This window comes from Streptomyces virginiae (genome assembly GCF_040638905.1).
In the GTDB taxonomy this organism is placed as follows: domain Bacteria; phylum Actinomycetota; class Actinomycetes; order Streptomycetales; family Streptomycetaceae; genus Streptomyces; species Streptomyces virginiae_B.
Window position 1 is genome coordinate 160,889 of record NZ_JBEZYV010000015.1, and the last position, 17,423, is coordinate 178,311.

General features: G+C 72.5%; 13 protein-coding genes. 6 read left to right on the forward strand and 7 right to left on the reverse strand.

Going from position 1 to position 17,423, the window contains the following annotated elements:
* Positions 1-13 precede the first annotated feature (13 nt).
* From AB0F82_RS22145 to AB0F82_RS22155, 3 genes are read left to right on the forward strand one after another with little or no spacing between them, the layout of a single operon-like run.
* Positions 14-1,177 carry an 8-amino-7-oxononanoate synthase gene (locus tag AB0F82_RS22145; RefSeq protein WP_356812359.1) on the forward strand — a complete coding sequence of 388 codons (1,164 nt, stop codon included), beginning with the start codon at positions 14-16 and terminating at the stop codon, positions 1,175-1,177.
* Positions 1,178-1,228: 51 nt separating this feature from the next.
* The gene (locus AB0F82_RS22150; RefSeq protein WP_362630355.1) at positions 1,229-2,770 is read left to right on the forward strand and encodes an AMP-binding protein; all 1,542 of its coding nucleotides are present in this window, start codon (positions 1,229-1,231) and stop codon (positions 2,768-2,770) included.
* Entirely contained in the window at positions 2,767-3,966 is a 1,200-nt protein-coding gene (locus tag AB0F82_RS22155; protein WP_362630358.1) for a thiolase family protein, read from the forward strand. Before AB0F82_RS22150 ends, AB0F82_RS22155 begins: the two co-directional genes overlap by 4 nt.
* 87 nt (positions 3,967-4,053) lie before the next feature.
* On the opposite strand, the gene AB0F82_RS22160 is transcribed toward AB0F82_RS22155, so the two are convergent.
* The 4 genes from AB0F82_RS22160 to AB0F82_RS22175 all read right to left on the reverse strand — a co-directional run bounded on the left by AB0F82_RS22160 (position 4,054) and on the right by AB0F82_RS22175 (position 10,718).
* On the reverse strand, positions 4,054-5,298 hold the full coding sequence (locus tag AB0F82_RS22160) for a cytochrome P450 (protein WP_362630361.1): 1,245 nt from the start codon (positions 5,296-5,298) through the stop codon (positions 4,054-4,056).
* 205 nt (positions 5,299-5,503) lie between these two features.
* Complete coding sequence (locus AB0F82_RS22165; protein WP_362630399.1) at positions 5,504-6,055, reverse strand: streptavidin; 552 nt, start codon at positions 6,053-6,055, stop codon at positions 5,504-5,506.
* A 304-nt stretch (positions 6,056-6,359) separates the two neighbouring features.
* Positions 6,360-10,217 (reverse strand): nSTAND1 domain-containing NTPase, encoded by a 3,858-nt coding sequence (locus AB0F82_RS22170; RefSeq protein ID WP_362630364.1) that lies wholly within the window; start codon positions 10,215-10,217, stop codon positions 6,360-6,362.
* A 144-nt stretch (positions 10,218-10,361) separates the two neighbouring features.
* The gene (locus tag AB0F82_RS22175; RefSeq protein ID WP_362630367.1) at positions 10,362-10,718 is read right to left on the reverse strand and encodes a hypothetical protein; all 357 of its coding nucleotides are present in this window, start codon (positions 10,716-10,718) and stop codon (positions 10,362-10,364) included.
* Between the two features lie 291 nt (positions 10,719-11,009).
* On the opposite strand from AB0F82_RS22175, the gene AB0F82_RS22180 reads away from it, so the two are divergent.
* Positions 11,010-12,098 (forward strand): right-handed parallel beta-helix repeat-containing protein, encoded by a 1,089-nt coding sequence (locus AB0F82_RS22180; protein ID WP_436842128.1) that lies wholly within the window; start codon positions 11,010-11,012, stop codon positions 12,096-12,098.
* A gap of 34 nt (positions 12,099-12,132) precedes the next feature.
* A complete protein-coding gene (locus AB0F82_RS22185) occupies positions 12,133-13,215 on the forward strand; it encodes a methyltransferase (protein ID WP_362630370.1) in 1,083 nt (360 codons plus the stop codon).
* 100 nt (positions 13,216-13,315) lie between these two features.
* Here AB0F82_RS22185 and AB0F82_RS22190 read toward each other — a convergent pair whose 3' ends face one another.
* On the reverse strand, positions 13,316-13,573 hold the full coding sequence (locus tag AB0F82_RS22190; protein ID WP_356812369.1) for an acyl carrier protein: 258 nt from the start codon (positions 13,571-13,573) through the stop codon (positions 13,316-13,318).
* A 13-nt stretch (positions 13,574-13,586) separates the two neighbouring features.
* Complete coding sequence (locus AB0F82_RS22195; protein ID WP_362630375.1) at positions 13,587-14,792, reverse strand: SchA/CurD-like domain-containing protein; 1,206 nt, start codon at positions 14,790-14,792, stop codon at positions 13,587-13,589.
* A 147-nt stretch (positions 14,793-14,939) separates the two neighbouring features.
* On the opposite strand from AB0F82_RS22195, the gene AB0F82_RS22200 reads away from it, so the two are divergent.
* The gene (locus AB0F82_RS22200; protein WP_362630378.1) at positions 14,940-16,613 is read left to right on the forward strand and encodes an FAD-dependent oxidoreductase; all 1,674 of its coding nucleotides are present in this window, start codon (positions 14,940-14,942) and stop codon (positions 16,611-16,613) included.
* Positions 16,614-16,702: 89 nt separating this feature from the next.
* On the opposite strand, the gene AB0F82_RS22205 is transcribed toward AB0F82_RS22200, so the two are convergent.
* Positions 16,703-17,260 (reverse strand): hypothetical protein, encoded by a 558-nt coding sequence (locus AB0F82_RS22205; protein WP_362630410.1) that lies wholly within the window; start codon positions 17,258-17,260, stop codon positions 16,703-16,705.
* Between the last annotated feature and the right edge of the window lie 163 nt (positions 17,261-17,423).

Here is a 17,423-nt window from a genome sequence, read left to right on the forward strand (position 1 = left end):
TCGGAGCGAAGCGATGGAAACAGAGCGACACAGTGATCCGCACGACGTCTTCGCGTGGATCGACGACAGCACCCGGCGCCGGGACCGGGCGGGCCTCACCCGCCGGGTCCAGGTCCGGGGCCCCCGCCCGGACGTGATCGACTTCGGCGGGAACGACTACCTCGGCCTCACCCGCCACCCCGACGTGGTCCACGCGGTGGCCGACGCCTCCCTGACCTGGGGGGCGGGGTCGACCGGCTCCCGGCTGGCCACCGGCACCACCGAGGTGCACGTCGAACTGGAGCGGGAACTGGCCGAGTTCACCGGGGCGGAGGCCGCGCTGGTCTTCTCCTCCGGCTACCTGGCCAACCTGGGCGCGGTGACCGTACTGGCCCGCCCGGGCACCCTGATCGCCTCCGACGCGTTCAACCACGCCTCCCTGATCGACGGCTACCGCCTCTCCGGCGCCGACGTGATCGACACCGAGCACGCCGACCCGCAGGCGCTGGAACGGGTGCTCGCCGAACGGGAGCAGCAGCGCGCGGTGGCGGTGACCGAGTCGGTGTTCTCGGTCGACGGCGACCTCGTCGACCTCCGCGCCGTCCTCGACGTCTGCCGCCGGCAAGGCGCCGGACTGCTCGTCGACGACGCGCACGGCTTCGGCGTCATCGGCGAGCGCGGAGAGGGCGCGGTGACCGCCGCCGGCCTGGCCGGCAGCCCCGACGTGGTCACCACCATCACCCTGTCGAAGTCCCTGGGCGCCCAGGGCGGCGCGGTGATCGGCCCCCGCCGGGTCGTCGACCACGTCATGAACATGGCCCGCAGCTTCCTGTTCGACACCGGGCTCGCCCCGGCCTCCGCCGCCGGGGCCCTGGCCGCGCTCCGGGTCCTGCGCGCCGAGCCGGACCGTCCGGCACGTACCCGCGCGGTCGCGGTGGCGCTCGCCGAACGCCTCACGGCGGCCGGCCTGCCGGTGACCGAGGCACAGGCGGCCGTGGTCTCGGTCCGCGGACCCTCCGCGGCCCAGACCGCGCAGTGGGCGGAGAACTGCCTGGCCGACGGCGTCAAGGTGGCGTGCTTCCGCCCGCCGTCGGTGCCCGACCGGTTCTCCCGCATCCGGCTCACCTCCCGGGCCGACCTGACGGAGGCGGAGATCGACCGCGCCATCGACGTGGTGGTCAAGCACAGTCCCTGGTAGGGCAGCTGACCTGGGGCGGACGACGGCCCGGGCCGAGTGACGGAGGGCGTCATGACGATCGCCAGTGGGTTCCTCACGCACACCACCCGGTCACCCGACCGGGCCGCCCTCGCCGTCGGCGACGGGACCGGACGACGGTGGAGCTACGACGCGCTGCGGCGCGGCGCACTCGCCGTCGCCCGGGCCCTGCGCGCCGAGTTCGGCCCGGACCCCGGCCCCGGCGTCCGGATCGCCGTACTCCTCGGCAACCGCGAGGAGTTCGCACGGATATTCCTCGGCGGCGCGCTCGCCGGCATCCCCGTGATGGTGCTCGACCCGGCATGGAGCGGCGCCGAACTGGGCGCCGTCCTGCGGGACGCCCCGCCCGCACGGCTCTTCTGCGACTCCCCCGGAGGGCCGGTCGCCCGGTACGCCGACCCCGCCACGCTGGTGGACGTCACCGGCCCCGGCTTCGAGACGTGGCTTCGCCGCCACGGGAGGCCCCAAGGCCCGTCCCTGCATACGCAGTTGCCGCCCGTGCCGGACGACAGGCCCTTCTACGTGGGCTTCACCTCCGGGAGCACGGGCCGCCCCAAGGGAGTGGTCCGCTCACACCGCTCCTGGCTGCGCACCTTCGACCGCTACACCGCCGAGTTCGACATCGGCCCGTCCGACACCGTCCTGCTGCCCGGCTCGCTGGCGCACTCGCACTTCCTCTTCGGGCTGATGCACGCCCTGCACGTCGGCGCGGCCGTCCGTCTCATGCCCGCCTTCGACGCGACCCGGGCGCTGGAAGACATCGAGCGGCACGGCGTCACCCGGCTCTACCTGGTGCCGACCATGTTCCAGGCACTGCTCGAACACGCCCGCCGGCACCCGGGCCGCAGTTTCCCGCACGTGCGCTCGCTGCTCTCGGTGGGCGCCAAATGGTCCCCTGCCCGGCGAGCCCTCGCCGGAGGGCTGTTCCCGAACGCCGACGCCGTGGAGTTCTACGGAGCCACCGAACTCAGCCTCGTCTCCGTGCTGCACGGTGGCGACGACGGCCCGGAGGAGTCCGTGGGCCGGCCGGTGTCCGGAGTGGAGCTGTCGCTGCGCTCGCCCACGGGCGAGGAGGTCGGTGCCGGCGAGCCGGGCGAGGTGCACGTCCGCAGCGACATGCTCTTCACCCGCTACCTGTCCGACGAGGACGGCCGAGGCCCGGACGGGGACGGCTGGTTCACCGTCGGTGACATCGGCCGCGTCGACGAGCGCGGCTACCTGCACCTCGTCGGCAGGAAGAAGGGCATGCTGATCAGCGGCGGGCTCAACGTGCACCCCGAGGAGGTCGCCGCGGCCCTGCTCCGCCTGGAGGAGGTCGAGGAGGCCGCCGTCGTGGGACTGCCCGACGAACACTGGGGCGACCTGGTGTGCGCCGTCGTCCGGTGGCGGCAGGGGGCCCGCCTCGGCCTGGCGGAGGTACGCGACCGGGCATCGGCCCACGTGTCGCGGCAGAAGTGCCCCCGGCGGCTCTTCGAGACGGACGAGCTGCCCCACACATCGAGCGGAAAGATCGACCACGGGCGGGTGCGCGGCGCCCTCCTGGAGGGTCGGCACGACATGCGGGAGGTTCTGTGAACGGGCAGCGGCCCATCGTCGCGGCGGCGCGGCGGACCCCGATCGGCCGGATCGGCGGCGCCTTCGCCACCACCCCGATCCACGAGCTCCTCAGCCCCGTCCTCACGGCGCTGCTGGAGGACCTGGGCATCACCGGCGCGGACGTCGACGACGTGATCGTCGGGAACGCCGGCGGCTCCGGCGGCAACCCCGCCCGCTACGCCGCCCTCACCGCCGGCCTCGGCATCGAGGTGCCGGCGACGACCGTGGACCGGCAGTGCGGCAGCGGCCTGGAGGCCGTCAACCTCGCCGCCCGGCTCGTGGCGTCGGGGGCCGGGGACGTCATCCTCGCGGGCGGCGCGGAGAGCGCCAGCACCGCGCCCTGGCGGGTGGAGCGCCCCGCCGTCCCCCACGGGACACCGCGCTTCTACGCCCGCCCGCACTTCGTGCCCGCCGAGTACGGGGACCCCGACATGGGGGTCGCCGGCGAGAACGTGGCACGGCGCGGCGGGATCAGCCGGGAGCGGCAGGACCGCTTCGCACTGGCCAGCCACCGCAAGGCGGTCGAGGCGGCCCGCGCGGGGCGCTACGACGCCGAACTGGTGCCGGTTCAGGTCCGGGTGGGCAGGGCCGCCGCCGTGGCGGTGGCGTCGGACGAGTGCCCCCGCCCTGACACCAGCATGGAGAAGCTCGCCCGGCTGGGACCGGCGTTCGTCGAGGGTGGCACCGTGACCGCAGGCAACTCCTGCCCGGTCAACGACGGTGCGTCGATGGTCGCGGTGGTCTCCGAACGCAAGTTCCGTGAGCTGGGGCTGTCGGGGGGACTGCGGGTGGTCGACTCCGCGGTGACCGGCGTCGACCCGGTGATCCTCGGCTGGGGTCCGGTGCCGGCGGTACGGCGGCTGCTGAAGCGCAACCCCGGGCTGCAGCTGGCCGACATCGAGGTGGTGGAGTTCACCGAGGCGTTCGCCGGACAGGTGCTGGCCTGTCTGGACGAGCTGGGCATCCCCGAGGAGAGCGTCAACCGCGGCGGCGGCGCACTCGCGCTCGGCCATCCCTGGGGTGCCTCCGGGGCCGTTCTGGTGACCCGGATGTTCTCGGACATGCTCGGGACCGCCGACCCCGTGGCGGGCCGGGCCCGTTACGGCCTGGCCACGCTCGGGGCGGCGGGCGGTCTGGGCATCGCCACCCTCTTCGAACGCCATCCGGCCGACTGAACGCCATCCGGCCGACTGAGGGGGGCCGCCCGACGGCGGCCGGCTGAGGGTGCCGGCCGGCCGGACGGCGGTACGGGCGCGGCGGGGTCAGCCCCGCCGCACCAGCACCTGGAGAGGGGCGCGGAAGGACAGCAGCGCCAGCATCTCCGGCGAGGACTCGGCACAGAAGCGGAGGTCCGGAAGCCGCTCGGCGGTCATCCGCATCACCACGTCGGCCTCCATCCTGGCCAGTTCGGCGCCTGAGCAGCGGTGGCGTCCGATGCCGAAGGACAGGTGCTTGCGCACGTTGGCCCGGTGCGGACAGATCTGCTCGGGGTTCTCGAAGACCTCGGTGTCCGAGCCGGTGGACGACAGCATCAGCAGCAGCGGAGCCCCTGCCGGGAGGTCGACACCGGACAGCGTCATCGGCCGGCCGGTGACCCGGCGCCAGGTGGTGATGGGCGGGTCCCGCCGCAGCACCTCCTCGGTCCACGGCTCCACGGCCGCCGGCTCGGCGGCGAACCGCTGCCACAGGCCGGGTTCCCGGAGCGCCCTGCGGTACATGGTGCTCAGCATCTGGGTGGTCGTCATCTGACCGGCGATGATCATGAAGTAGACCACGGCCGCCTTCTGGGTCACCCCCAGCGGCTCCCCGTCCGGCAGCCGGTGCGCGCCCAGTGCGCCGAGGAGCGTGCCCTCCTCGGACGCGGGCTTCGACACCAGGTCGGTGAGCCAGGCGTAGAACTCGGCGGCCTCGCGGGCCAGCGCCACCTCGCGCTCCCCGCGCGGCCGTCCCCAGAAGAGCTCCAGGGAGGCGTCGCTCCAGCGGGCGAGGGTGTCGATGTCCACGTCGATGGCCGCTTCCAGGCCGAGCAGCCGCAGCATCACCCGGAACGGAACGTCCCGGGCGATGGTCGTCGCCAGATCGCAGACGCCATCGGCGGCGAGCCGCTGCTCGACGTCGTCGAGCGCCTCCGCGACGACCTTCTCGACCATCGGCACCGAGGCGCTCACGGCCTGGGCGTTGAACAGCTTGGTCATGATGCGCCGATAGCCGGCGTGGCTGTCGGAACCGTTGTTTGCGAGTGTTTGCGGGAGGTCGAACTTGACCCGCGCCAGGACACGGAGCGTCTGTACGGAGAATCGTCCTATTGCGTCGATCGCATTGTCCGGAAGGAAATTCTCCGGATCGAGCAGAATGGCGCGCACGTCCTCGTAGCGGCTGATCAGCCAAAGCCCCGTGTTCTCGTCGAACTTCACGGGTTCGTGTTCTCGGAGCGCCGCCATCGCCGGATACGGGTCCAGCGCATACCCCTGGTCGAACAGGTCCACACTGTCAACGGGCATTGCCATCACGTCAATTCCACCTTCCCCCGGTCGACGGTACCAAGTCGTCGCGATCACGCTGAATACCAGCCGGGGAAGAATCCTGTGAGACGCGTCTCGTGCGGACGCCGCCCTGGCGGTCCGCCGACGGCGGGCGGTCCGGAGGGCATGCCTCCGGACCGCCCGCGCGTGTTCGGTCCGGCGTCTCGGCACCCTGGGTGCCCGGACGCTTCTACTGCTGGACGGCGTCGAGCGGGTTGCCGTTGTTGACGCCGGCCTTCTTGGCGGCGTCGATGGACGCGGCCGACGGCTTCACCTTGGTGAAGGTGTCGTGGCCGACGAGCGTGGACTTCCAGGCGTTGGCCGCGGTGGTGCCCGAGGTCAGCAGCCACTGGGTGTTGATGCGGGCCTCGGAGCCGGCGACGTACTGGCCGCTCCACGTGGTGGCGGAGTGGGCGTTGCGGTAGTTGTTCTTCCACGCCACCGTCCAGCCGAGGGCGGTGCCGCTGCCGTCGGTGGCCGGGGCGCTGTCGTAACGACCGGTCAGGACGTAGCGGCTCTCGGCGTTGCCGACGGCCGACTCGTAGGTGCCGGTGAGGCTGCCGTCCGCGTTCGCGGTCACGATGAAGGTCGAACCGAGCTGGTTGTACCAGGTGCCGGTGATGCCGGCCTCGGCGACGGCGGCCTGGGCCTTGGAGTCCTTCGACGGGTCCGCGGAGGCGCTGGCCGTAATACCGACGGTGGTCAGCGAAACGGCAATGGCTGCAACGACGATCTTGCGCATGTGCGACACGAAAAATCTCCCCTAGTTGTTGCCGGCGGGGGACGGGCGGCGTGCATGATGTGCGCGTCGCCCGCATCCCGCCCGTCAAGGTTTGTGACCTCGGCCGGGCACCTGACGGTGCCGGTGGACGAACAGCAATGCGGCATGCGCCTTTGGCGGAAGATCTGGATGGTCGAGGTCCCGGTCGATGGTTGCCAAGGGCACATGTTCGGTGTAAATCGTACTATCGATTGGCGGGTTTTCAACAACGTTTTCTGCAAAGGAGTTTCAGCCAAACTCTGGCCGAGTCTTTATGGTCGCTGCGTCAAATGCGGCTGAAAAGGGCCCCACTGCGGGTGGCCCGGACGCCCTGGGAGGGTGCGTCGGCCGGCCCTTCCCGCAACCGGTCGACCACCGCCAACCGCGCCCCCACGTCCAGGTTCCACAGCCGTACGGTGCCGTCCGTACTGCTGCTCGCCACCGTCCCGCCGTCGGGCGCGAAGGCAACACCCCACACCGCGTTCGTGTGTCCGGAAAGCGCCGCCAGCGTGCGCCGGTCGGCCACGTCCCACAGCCGCACCGTCCGGTCGTTGCCGCTGCTCGCGAGCGTCCGGCCGTCGGGGGAGAAGGCGATGCCCCGCGCCGAGCCGGTGTGGCCGGCCAGCGACGCCTCGAAGCGGTGGCGCCGCGCGTCCCACAGCCGTACGGTCCCGTCGTTGCCGCTGGTGGCGAGCGTCCGTCCGTCGGGGCTGAAGGCCACCCCCCGGACCGCACCCGTATGTCCGGTGAGGGCGGCCAGCGGCCGGCGGCCGGCCACGTCCCACAGGCGGACGGTCAGATCGTCGCCGGCGCTCGCGAGGGTGCGCCCGTCGGGACTGAACTCCACGTCGTTGGCGAAATCCGTATGCCCGCTGAGCGTGGCGAGCCGACGGCGCGAGGCGACGTCCCACAGCCGGACCGTGCCGTCCGATCCGGCCGAGGCCAGCGTTCGCCCGTCGGGTGCGAAGTCCACTGCGAACACGGTCCCGCCCTGGCCGGCCAGGGTGGCCGCCGGTCCCCCCGCCGAGACGTCCCACAGGCGGACCGTGCCGTCGGAACCGGCCGAGGCCAGCGTCCGACCGTCCGGCGAGAAGTCCACCGAGAACACCGTCTCGCTGTGCCCCTCGAAAGTGGCCACGACCCGGCGCCCCGCGACGTCCCACAACCGCACCGCGTGATCCGCCTCCGCGGTGGCCAGCAGCTTCCCGTCCGGGCTGTAGGCGGCCTGCCAGATCTCCGTGAACGGACGTGACGCCAGCACCGCGCCCCGCAGGTCCCACAGCACCACCGACTGGTCGAATCCGGCGGTGGCCACGAACGCGCCCCGGCTGTCCACGGCCACCCCGAGCACGTAGTCGGTGTGCCCGGCGAGCGTCGCCGTCAGCCGGCCGCCGGCGACGTCCCACATCCGGGTCGCGCCGTCGCCGCCCGCGCTGATCACGGTCGTCCCGTCCGGAGTGAAGGCGACGCCGTTGACGTCGTCGCTGTGCCCGGTCAGCGTGGCCGTGGTCCGGCGCCCGGCCACGTCCCACAGCCTCACCGTCCGGTCGACGCCTCCCGTGGCGACTGTACGGCCGTCCGGGGCGAACGCAGCCCCCAGCACCTCGTCGGTGTGCCCGGACAGCACGGCCAGCGGCGCGGCCCGGACCGGATCCCACAGCCGTACGCTCCGGTCGGCGCCGGCCGAGACCAGCGTCCGGCCGTCCGGGGCGAAGGCCAGGGCGTTGACCCGCCCGGTGTGCCCGGCCAGGGACGCGACGGCACGGTACTCCCCGGTGGTCGCCCACAGCCGGACCGTCCCGTCCGGGCAGCCGGTCGCCAGGGTCCGCCCGTCCGGTGCGAAGGCCACCGTCCGCGAGCCCGCCGTGCTCGCCGGGAGCACCGCCTTCGGCCGGCCGTCGGCGGTGTCCCACAGCCGGGCCGGCCCGTCCGTGGACACCGCCGCGAGGGTCCGGCCGTCGGGGCTCACGGCGACCGCGCGGACCCGCCCGGCCATCGTGAACGTCGCGGTCGTCCGCCGGTCGGACAGCCGCCGCAGGGTCACCGTCCCGTCGGAACTGCCCGTTGCCAGCATGCCGTTGTCCGGCCCGAAGGCCACCGTGTTGACCGGCCCGCCGTGCCCGCCCAACCGGGCCACGAACGGCTGCGACTGCGTACTCAGCAGCGCCCCGAGCGCCTCGCTCGTCCGCGAGGTCCGGTACGCGTCGCCGGCGAGCAGCATGGAGGCCTCCGGCTGGCCCGCGGCCAGCGCCGCCGACTGCAGGGCGAGCGCCCGCGAACGGGCGATCCGTTCCTGGCCCAGCGCGCCGGCGCGCTGCTGGTACGCCAGCCCGCCGGCGCCCACGGCCAGGACCAGCAGGACGACCAGCGTGGCCAGCATCCGCCGGCGCAGCCGCGCCTGGCGGGCGGCCTGCCGCTCCCGGCCGTCCTGCGCGGCCCGGCTCTCCCGGAGGAAGGCCGCCTCCCTGGGCGCGAGCCGGCCCCTGCCGTCGAGTTCGTCCGCCCAGGAGCGGGCGGTGTCCAGCCGGGTCCCCCGGTAGAGCGCCGACGGGTCGCGGCCCTCGCGCTCCCATTCAGCAGCGGCGTGGGCCAGCTGCTGGTGGATCAGGAGCCCCGCCCGGTCGGCGCGGATCCAGCCGCGCAGCCGTGGCCAGGCGTGCAGCAGGGCCTCGTGGGTGATCTCCACGGTGTCGCTGTCCATGGTGATCAGGCGGGCCCGTACGAAGGCGTCGAGCGCGGCCGCGGCCGGGCCCGCGTCGACCAGTTGCTCCATGAGGGCCGTCCGGCTCATCCGCCGGCGCGTCGCACCCGTACCGTCGGCGACGTGCACCAGCCGCACCAGGACACGGCGGAGCGTGTTCTGCTCGGCGGGGTAGAGGCGGCCGAACACCTCCTCGGCGGTCCGGGCGACGGCTCCCTGGATGCCGCCGGTGCGCTCGTATCCGGCGACGGTCAGGGTGGCGCCCTCGCGCTGGCGCCAGGTGGCCATCAGCGCGTGGGAGACCAGGGGCAGCGCGCCGGAGGGCGTCGTCCCGCCGGACGGGTCGTCGCGCAGGCCGACGTCACGCAGCAGCAGCGGGACCAGCCCCGGTTCGAGGGCGAGACCGGCGAGCCGGGCGGGGCGGGTGATCGATTCCCGCAACTCCGCGGGTGACATGGGCGGCAGGACGAACAGCCCGCCGGTGAAGACCGGAGCCAGCTCCGGCAGGTCCAGGCAGTCGCCGGAGAAGTCGGCCCGTACGCCGAGCACCACGACGGCCGGGTCGTACGGGACGGCTTCCGCGCCCGGGACCGCCAGCGCGCAGAGCACCCGTACGAACGCGCGCCGCTCGTCCTCGTCGCCGCAGAGGGTGAACAGCTCCTCGAACTGGTCGACCAGCAGCACCGGGCGCAGCGGCGGCGCAACCAGGCCCGGATCGGCCGCCGGGGGCGGGTCCCACAGCCGGTGGACCGCTTCGAGCAGGGCGTGGGGACGCTCCCGCAACCCCCTTGCCGTGAGGCCGAGATCGCCGCCCAGCACCTTCGCGGACCGGCCGAGCAGTTCGTCCAACGGCTGCGCGGTGGGGGTGAGCCTGACGACCGGCCAGGTGTCGGCGCCCGGCATCGGGAAGCCGCCGCCCCGCAGGGCCGGTACGAGGCCGGCGTTCAGCAGGGAGGACTTGCCGGCGCCCGACGGGGCGACGAGCACCAGGGGCCCCGCGCCGATCCGCTCGAAGACCCGTTCGGCCAGCTCGGCGGTGGCCCGCTCCCGGCCGAAGAACCAGCGGGCGTCCCGCGCGGTGAAGGCGGGCAGGCCGCGGTAGGGGCACTCGCCCTCCGTCCGCGGCCCGGCCACGCGGACGTCGCCGGCGACGGCACCCTCCGCAGCCTCGGTGTCCCGGGCCAGCCGCAGCAGTTCACCCCCCGCCCGCAGGACGTCGTCGCAGCGCCGCGCGACGTCGACGGTCACCCGCTTCGAGCCGGTCTCGATCTTGCTCAGATAGCCCTTGCTGTAGTGCGTCGCGCGCGCGAGGTCCGCGAGGGACAGGCCGCGTTGCGACCGCAGACGTCTCAGCTGGGCCGGGAAGGGCCGCGCGGTGTCGTCGGACTCCCGCAGCTGGTCGGCCTTGCGCCGGCGGTCCGGATCCCCCAAAGCATCCCCCATGGCAGTGCGCCCAGGCAGTGAGATGGCGTCGCCCAGGCTACCGCGCGGGGCGGCCGGAAATGTGGATCTTCCAGCCGGTATGACGAGCACAGGAACGTCCGGGTCCGCCGCGCGGCGGACCCGGACGTCCCCCTCGCGGGGACGCTAGCGGTTGAGGCGGATGGAGTTGACCGGCGTGAGGTCGGCGTACACACCGGTCTTGGCGGCGATGGGGCTGCCGCAGCCCGCGCCGCCCGTGCGGGTGCACAGGTTTGCGGTCGCACCGCCGTACTGGTTGTTGAGCACCCAGTGATGTCCGAACTGGTTGCTGAGATTGTGGGCCCCGTACCGGTGGAAGACGTGCGTCGGCTTGACGGCCGGGTTCTGGTTCTGAGGGTAGATGCACACCGCTCGGCATCCCGCCCAGGCGCCGACCGGCTTGGCCTCCACCGCGGCGCTGAGCGCGATCACCGCGACGACGGACGTGGCGAGAGCGGCGGTGCCGCGGAACAGCTTGCGCATGGTTTCCCCTTGCGGTTCGTGCCTCGTGCTGACGGCTCCAGCCTGGTGCCGCCCGGGCCCCGGGGTCGACGGGTTGCCCGTTGACCGTCCTCCGTCGGACCGGGAAACCCCTTGTGGCCTGCGTCGTTGCCGGTCAGGGGGCAACAACGCGAGCGGCAGGGCCCGCGGGACCCGCCTGCGGTACGACGATCCACTCTCCAGGCGTCAAAATTCGGCCGTTTGCCGACGGCATGCGTCGATCCGCTCACCCAGTGTGGCGATTTGTCGCAATCGCCCCATAACTTCTGCAGGGTGACGAACCGACAACTCAAGTCCCTCACGTGCATCGCCGTCGTCATGGCCGCCGGCTTCGGCGTCTTCGCGCCTCCCGCATCCGCGGCCGGACATCGAGTGCGCCCGGGCGACTCGATCCAGGACGCGGTGGACTCCGCGCGGCCGGGCGACATCATCACCGTGATGCCGGGCACCTACTACGAGAACGTGCTGATCACGAAGAGGCTGACCCTGCGGGGGTGGGGAGAGCGGACGGTGATCAAGCCACCGGCCGCGAAGACCCTGCCCGCCACGCCGAAGGCGTGGCGACGGGCCGCCCCCGCCTGCTCCCAGGCCGACACCGGAATCTGCGTCATGGGTACGGAGGAGCAGCCCGTCACCGGTGTCGAGATCCGCGCGCTGACCGTATCCGGCTTCAAGCGGAACGGCATCTGGGCCTCTTACACCGACCGGCTGAGCGTCGAGCGCGTGATCTCCGAGAACAACAGCACCTGGGGCATCGCCCAGGAACGCTCCACCCGCGGCTTCTTCCGCGACAACATCGCCCGCGACAACGCCGAGTCGGGCATCTTCATCGCCAACACCGTCGCGCGCGAGGGCGGCGCCACCGACACCGGCGGCACCGTGATCCGCGGCAACAGGCTGACCGGCAACCGGATCGGGGTCACGGTCAGGCGCGTGCGGAACCTCACCGTCAGCGGCAACCACCTCACCGGCAACTGCGGCGGCGTGTTCGTCGTCGGCGACGAGGGCGAGCCCGGCGCCGGGGACCTCACCATCCGCGGCAACCGCATCCACGAGAACAACAAGTTCTGCAAGGGCAACAGCCGCCTCCCCGACATCCAGGGCGTCGGCGTCGTCCTCACCGGCGCCGAAGAGACGATCGTGCGTGCGAACTCCATCCGGGGCAACGTCGGATCCTCCCCCCTGTCGGGCGGCATCCTGCTGTTCAAGAGCTTCGTGGGCGCGACCAACACCGACAACGTCATCGAGGACAACGTGGTGCTGGACAACCTGCCGTACGACCTGGCCAACCAGGGGGCCGGATCGGGCAACCGGTTCCTCGACAACCGGTGCGACACCTCCGTGCCGGCCGGCCTGTGCTGAACCGCGCCCCCCTCATGAGGAGAATCGAGACCGTATGACCACGGTGAGCTCCACCCCCGCCGCCGCCCCCGCGCCCGTTCCCGCCCCGAACGCCGGCCCCCCGCACACACCCCCGCCGGCCATGCGCCTGCGCGAGCTCGCCTTCGGTGCGGCCGTCGCCGCCGCCGTACGCGCCGCGGCGCGGCTCAAGGTGGCCGACGCCCTCGGGGAGTCGCCCGCCACCCCCGCCGAGCTCGCGGCCGCGGTGCACGCGGAGCCGCAGCCCCTGCAGCGGCTGCTCCGCGCCCTGTCCTGCTACGGGATCTTCGCCGAGACCGAGGACGGCAGCTTCGTCCACACGGACATGTCGCGGCTGCTGCGCGAGGACGACCCGCACAGCCTGCGCTACATCTCCCTGTGGTGCACGGAACCCTGGACCTGGCAGGCGTGGCCGCGGCTCGACGACGCCGTCAGCACCGGCGGGAGCGTCTTCCACGACCTCTTCGGCAAGGGCTTCTTCGACTACCTGCACGAGGACGCGCACGAGTCGGCGCACGTCTTCAACCGCGCCATGACCACCTCCAGCAGGCAGTCGGCACTGGACGTCGCGGACCTTCTCGACCTCACCGGCGTCTCGGTCGTCGCGGACATCGGCGGCGGCCAGGGACACGTCCTGGCCAGCCTGCTGGAGAAGCACCCGACAGTACGCGGGCACCTCCTCGACCTGCCCGGCGTGGTCGCGAAGGCCGATCCCAGGCTGCGCGACGGCGGCCCCCTCGCCGACCGGACCGGCATCGTCCCCGGCGACTGCCGCGAGGCCGTCCCGGTCGACGCCGACCTCTACATCATCAAGAACATCCTCGAATGGGACGACGAGAGCACCCGCAGGACCCTGCGCAACGTCGTCGCCGCGGCGCGCCCCGGAGCCAGGGTCGTCGTCATCGAGAACCTCGTCGACGACACCCCGTCGATGCGGTTCACCACGGCCATGGACCTGATGCTGCTGCTCAACGTCGGCGGCGCGAAGCACACCGAGGAGAGCCTCCGCACCCGTCTGGCGGACGCCGGACTCCTGCTCGGCGACGTCCGCCCCGTCAACGCGTACCTGCACGCCTTCGAGTGCACCGTGCCCGGGTGATCCCGGCCGGCACGCGCCACGACGCCCCGGGACCGGCGGTCGGCCGGTCCCGGGGCGTCGTCATGCGTGCCGGGCGGCGGCGCCCGTCCGCCCGGAACCGTCAGGTTCCGGCCGTCAGGGCTTCGTTGACCAGGTCGAGGAACTCGCGCGGAGACTTGCACTGGTCCGCACCGGCGGGCAGGGACCGGCCGTGCCGGTTCTCCAGCTCGCCGACGATGCCGAGCAGCCCCAGGGAGTCCAGCCCCCACTCGTCGAACTTCGCATCGGGCCGGTCGGCCATGACGGCGGGGTCGACGGCGATGCCCGCACCCTTCTTCATCAGCGCGGCCAGTTCTTCCACGGTCAGTCGGTCGGTCATGGCGGGCTTCTCCTCAGGCTCGAGCCGGCGAACGCCGGTCGGTGATCAGGCGCATCTCGGAGCGCTCCAGGAAGCGCGAGATCTCCTGGTGGGTGGTGGGGACGCCGTCCTTGGCGCTGTCGAGCAGCCGTGCGAGCACCGCCGCCTTGTGGCCGCCCTCGACTCCGAGCGTCAGGGCCGGCCGCGCGTCGTGCGGCCCGCGCAGGTCGAGGAGACGGACGACGATGTCGTCGCGCTGGAAGACGGTGCTCGCCACGATGGGGCTCGTCGCGTCGTCCACGGCCGCCTCGTCCTGTGCGGCGAGCAGCCGGGCGAGTTCCGTGCCGCACCCCTTCTTGGCGGGATAGAACAGCGCGTGCCGTCCGAGCTCCGCGCCGTCGCCCCCGCCCGCCGCCACATGGTGCACGGCGGGCAGCGCCGCACGGGTGAAGAAGTTCCGGGCCGAACCGGGATCGCTGAGATCGCGGTCCTGCTCCAAGTACGGGTTGATGGCCTCCTCCAGCGCCCTGACCCCGGGCTGCAGGGCCACGTGGCGCAGCGCCGCCAGCAGGTCGCCCTCGACCTCCAGGGCCCGTACGACGCGGTTGCCGTGCATGAAGAGCGAGGTGCGGCGCAGCCGGGTGTTCTCGTCGACCTGCGCCTCCGGCGACGCGTACCCGCTCAGCAGCTCGGCCACGACGGACTCGCTGCCCGGCTTCACCGTGAAGGTCAGGGCGTGGCGGACGACGCCGTCCCCGCGCCGAGGGGCGACCTGCAGGCGGCCCCTCGCCCGGTCCGGTCCGTCCGCGGAAGCGGACACGGCGGCAGCGGCGGCGGAGAAGGGGGTAGCGGCGGACGGGCCGGGGGAGAAGGCCGCGGCGGCGCCGGGACCGTGGTCCCTGCCGGTCTCCCTCAGCACGCTGAACCGCAGCGAGCGGGTGTCCCGTACACAGCCGTGGAGCGGCTGGACCGACGCGACGTGCTCCTCGCTGTTGACCCAGGCCAAGAACCGCGGTGCGCTCTCCCATTCGCTGGTGATCAGCCACTGCGACGGATTCTCGATCGACTGGCACAGCTCGTCCCGGATGTGCCCGGGGACGGAGGAGACATGTTTGTGGAGGTCCTCGTAGACCTCCAGGAACTGGTTCTGAGCACCGTCGTACAGATCCAGCAGCAGCACGACCCGAAGCCTCGAGTCGTCGAAGGCGGACTGGGATATCCGTTCCGACAAGGTTGTCATCGTTCACACTCCTTCGAGACCACACGGTCGCCACGGGGCGGCGCCACCCGAACCGATCGTGGTCCGGTAGCCCCGTCGGCGCGAGAGGAGAGAACCAACCGGGTGAACGAGCGAGGGAACCCCCGTCGTAAAGGGCATGGAAGAGCCATGAAGGAAAACGTCGACCACCGCGTCCCGGTCCTCATCGTGGGCGGCTCGCTGGTGGGCCTGTGCACCTCGCTGTTCCTCGGCCGTCACGGCATCACGCACATGCTGGTCGAGAAGCACGCGGGAACCTCGCTGCACCCGCGTGGACGCGGTATCAACGTACGCACGATGGAGTTGTTCCGGGTCGCCCATGTCGAGGACCGGATCCGCGAGGCCGCCTCGGTCCTGGCGGACAACCACGGCATCCTGCAGGGCGGCTCCCTGACCGGTGACGACCAGGAGTGGCTGTTCGAGCAGATCGACCCGGGGGGCGCACTGGCGCGGTTCAGCCCTTCGACCTGGTGCCTGTGCAGCCAGAACGACATCGAGCCGGTGCTGATGTCCGTCACCCCCACGCTCGGGGCGGACCTGCGGTTCTCCACCGAACTGCTCTCCTTCGAACAGGACGAGAGCGGGGTCACCGCGATCGTCAAGAACCGCGAGACCGGCGAGCACAGCACCGTGCGCGCCGACTACCTGGTCGCCGCCGACGGGCCGCGCAGCCCCGTGCGCGAACAGCTCCGGATCGGCCAGAGCGGTCCCGGCGACCTCTTCCACAACGTGAGCATCACCTTTCGGTCCCGCATGCTCGCGGACGTGATCGGCGACCGGCGTTTCATCGTGTGCTACCTCACCAAGCCGGACGCCGACGGGGCCCTGCTTCCCGTCGACAACCGGGAGCGGTGGGTCTTCCACGCGCCGTGGCACCCCGACCGGGGCGAGACGCTGGAGGAGTTCACCGACGAGCGCTGCGTTGAGCACATCCGGCGGGCCGTCGGCGCACCCGACCTGGACGTAGAGATCACCGGGAAGGCGCCGTGGCACGCAGCCGAGCGCGTCGCCCAGCGGTACGCGGCAGGCCGGGTCTTCCTGGCCGGCGACTCCGCCCACGAGATGTCGCCCACCGGGGCGTTCGGCTCCAACACCGGCATCCAGGACGCGCACAACCTCGCCTGGAAGATCGCCGCGGTGCTGGACGGCGCCGCGGGCCCGGGGCTGCTGGAGACGTACGAGTCCGAGCGGCTCCCGGTGGCGCGGGCCACGAGCGAGCGGGCCTCGGCCCGTTCCGCGGAGCACAGCCACCCGGGGTACGAACCGGACCCCGAGACCGTTGCGGAGCCCGTCGCCGGAGCACCCGCGCGTGGTGGCGGCGGCCGCCAGAACGGCGTCCTCACCGTGGCCATGGGGTACCGGTACGGCCAGGGCGCGGTCGTGGGGGCCGACCCGGACCTGCCCGTCGTGCCCGAACGGATGCGGCTGTGCGGGGACCCGGGCACGCGCGCCCCGCACCTGTGGCTCCGCGATCCGGCGCGGGGCGGGCGGAGGTCCACGGTCGACCTCTACGAGCGGTCCTTCGTCCTGCTCAGCTCCGAGGGCACAGCGTGGAGCGGAGCGGCGGGAGCGGTCGCCAAGCGGATGAACGTACGCCTGGACGCCTACGCGATCGGCACCGGCCCGGAGGCCGACCTGATCCCGGAGGACGGCGGCGACTGGGCCGAGGCGCACGGCACCACGGCCTCCGGAGCGGTCCTCGTCCGCCCGGACGGCTTCGTGGCCTGGCGCTCGCCGGACGCCGTGGCGGACCCGGAGTCGGTCCTCTACAAGGTCCTGACCACCCTGCTGGACCGCTACTGACGCCGGCCCGCCCGGAGGACGCATGGGGGCGCCGCCCCGCGGAAATCCGCGGGGCGGCGCCTCCTTGCCCGTACACGTCCCGGATCAGCTCACGGGACCATCTTCGAACCGAGTCCGCCCGGCGTCTTCGGCACCCACGGTGCCACGGCCGTGGCCCCGCCGGGTTCCGGCTCGGCCATGCTCACCCGAAACACGCCTTTTCCGTCCACGTTCACGGGCAGGACGTAGATCTCCTTGATCTGGCCGGTGTCGTGCAGGTAGAGCACCACGGTCTGGCGGTACGAGCCCTCGTCGTAGAACTCCGCGGTGACCTTCCCGCCGGCGCCCTTGCGGAACGCGGTGATCCAGTTCTCTGCGGTCTTCTCGATCGTGCCCCGGTCCTTGTCGGGGTCGGCCAAGGACGCCAGCGCGTCGACCTTCCCGTCGGCGATCCGCCACACCACCTGCTGGGTGATCCCCAGCGTCCCCGTGGACGGATACCCGACCACCGCGAGCGGCGGGTGGCTGCTGTAGTCCCCGGCGTACTCCACGTCGGCGGCGTCGTAGCCCGACGAGCAGCCGGTCAGCGCACCGAGCACCAGGGCGGCGACGAGGACGCCCCGGGGCCCTCTTCCACGGCGTCGTGCCGTGAAGAAGCGAGTATCCATATTTCTTCGGTCCTTCGGTCGGTACCTGGTGATCCAGGAGCGAGAGGGGCGTCGTCCCCGTGGTCTCCCACGGGGATAGGCGGTCCGCGGCGGCAGCCACTTGCCGGAGTCGAGGTCACCCTTGGCCTGGTTGACGTTGTCGGTGACCGCGATGAGCTGGGGG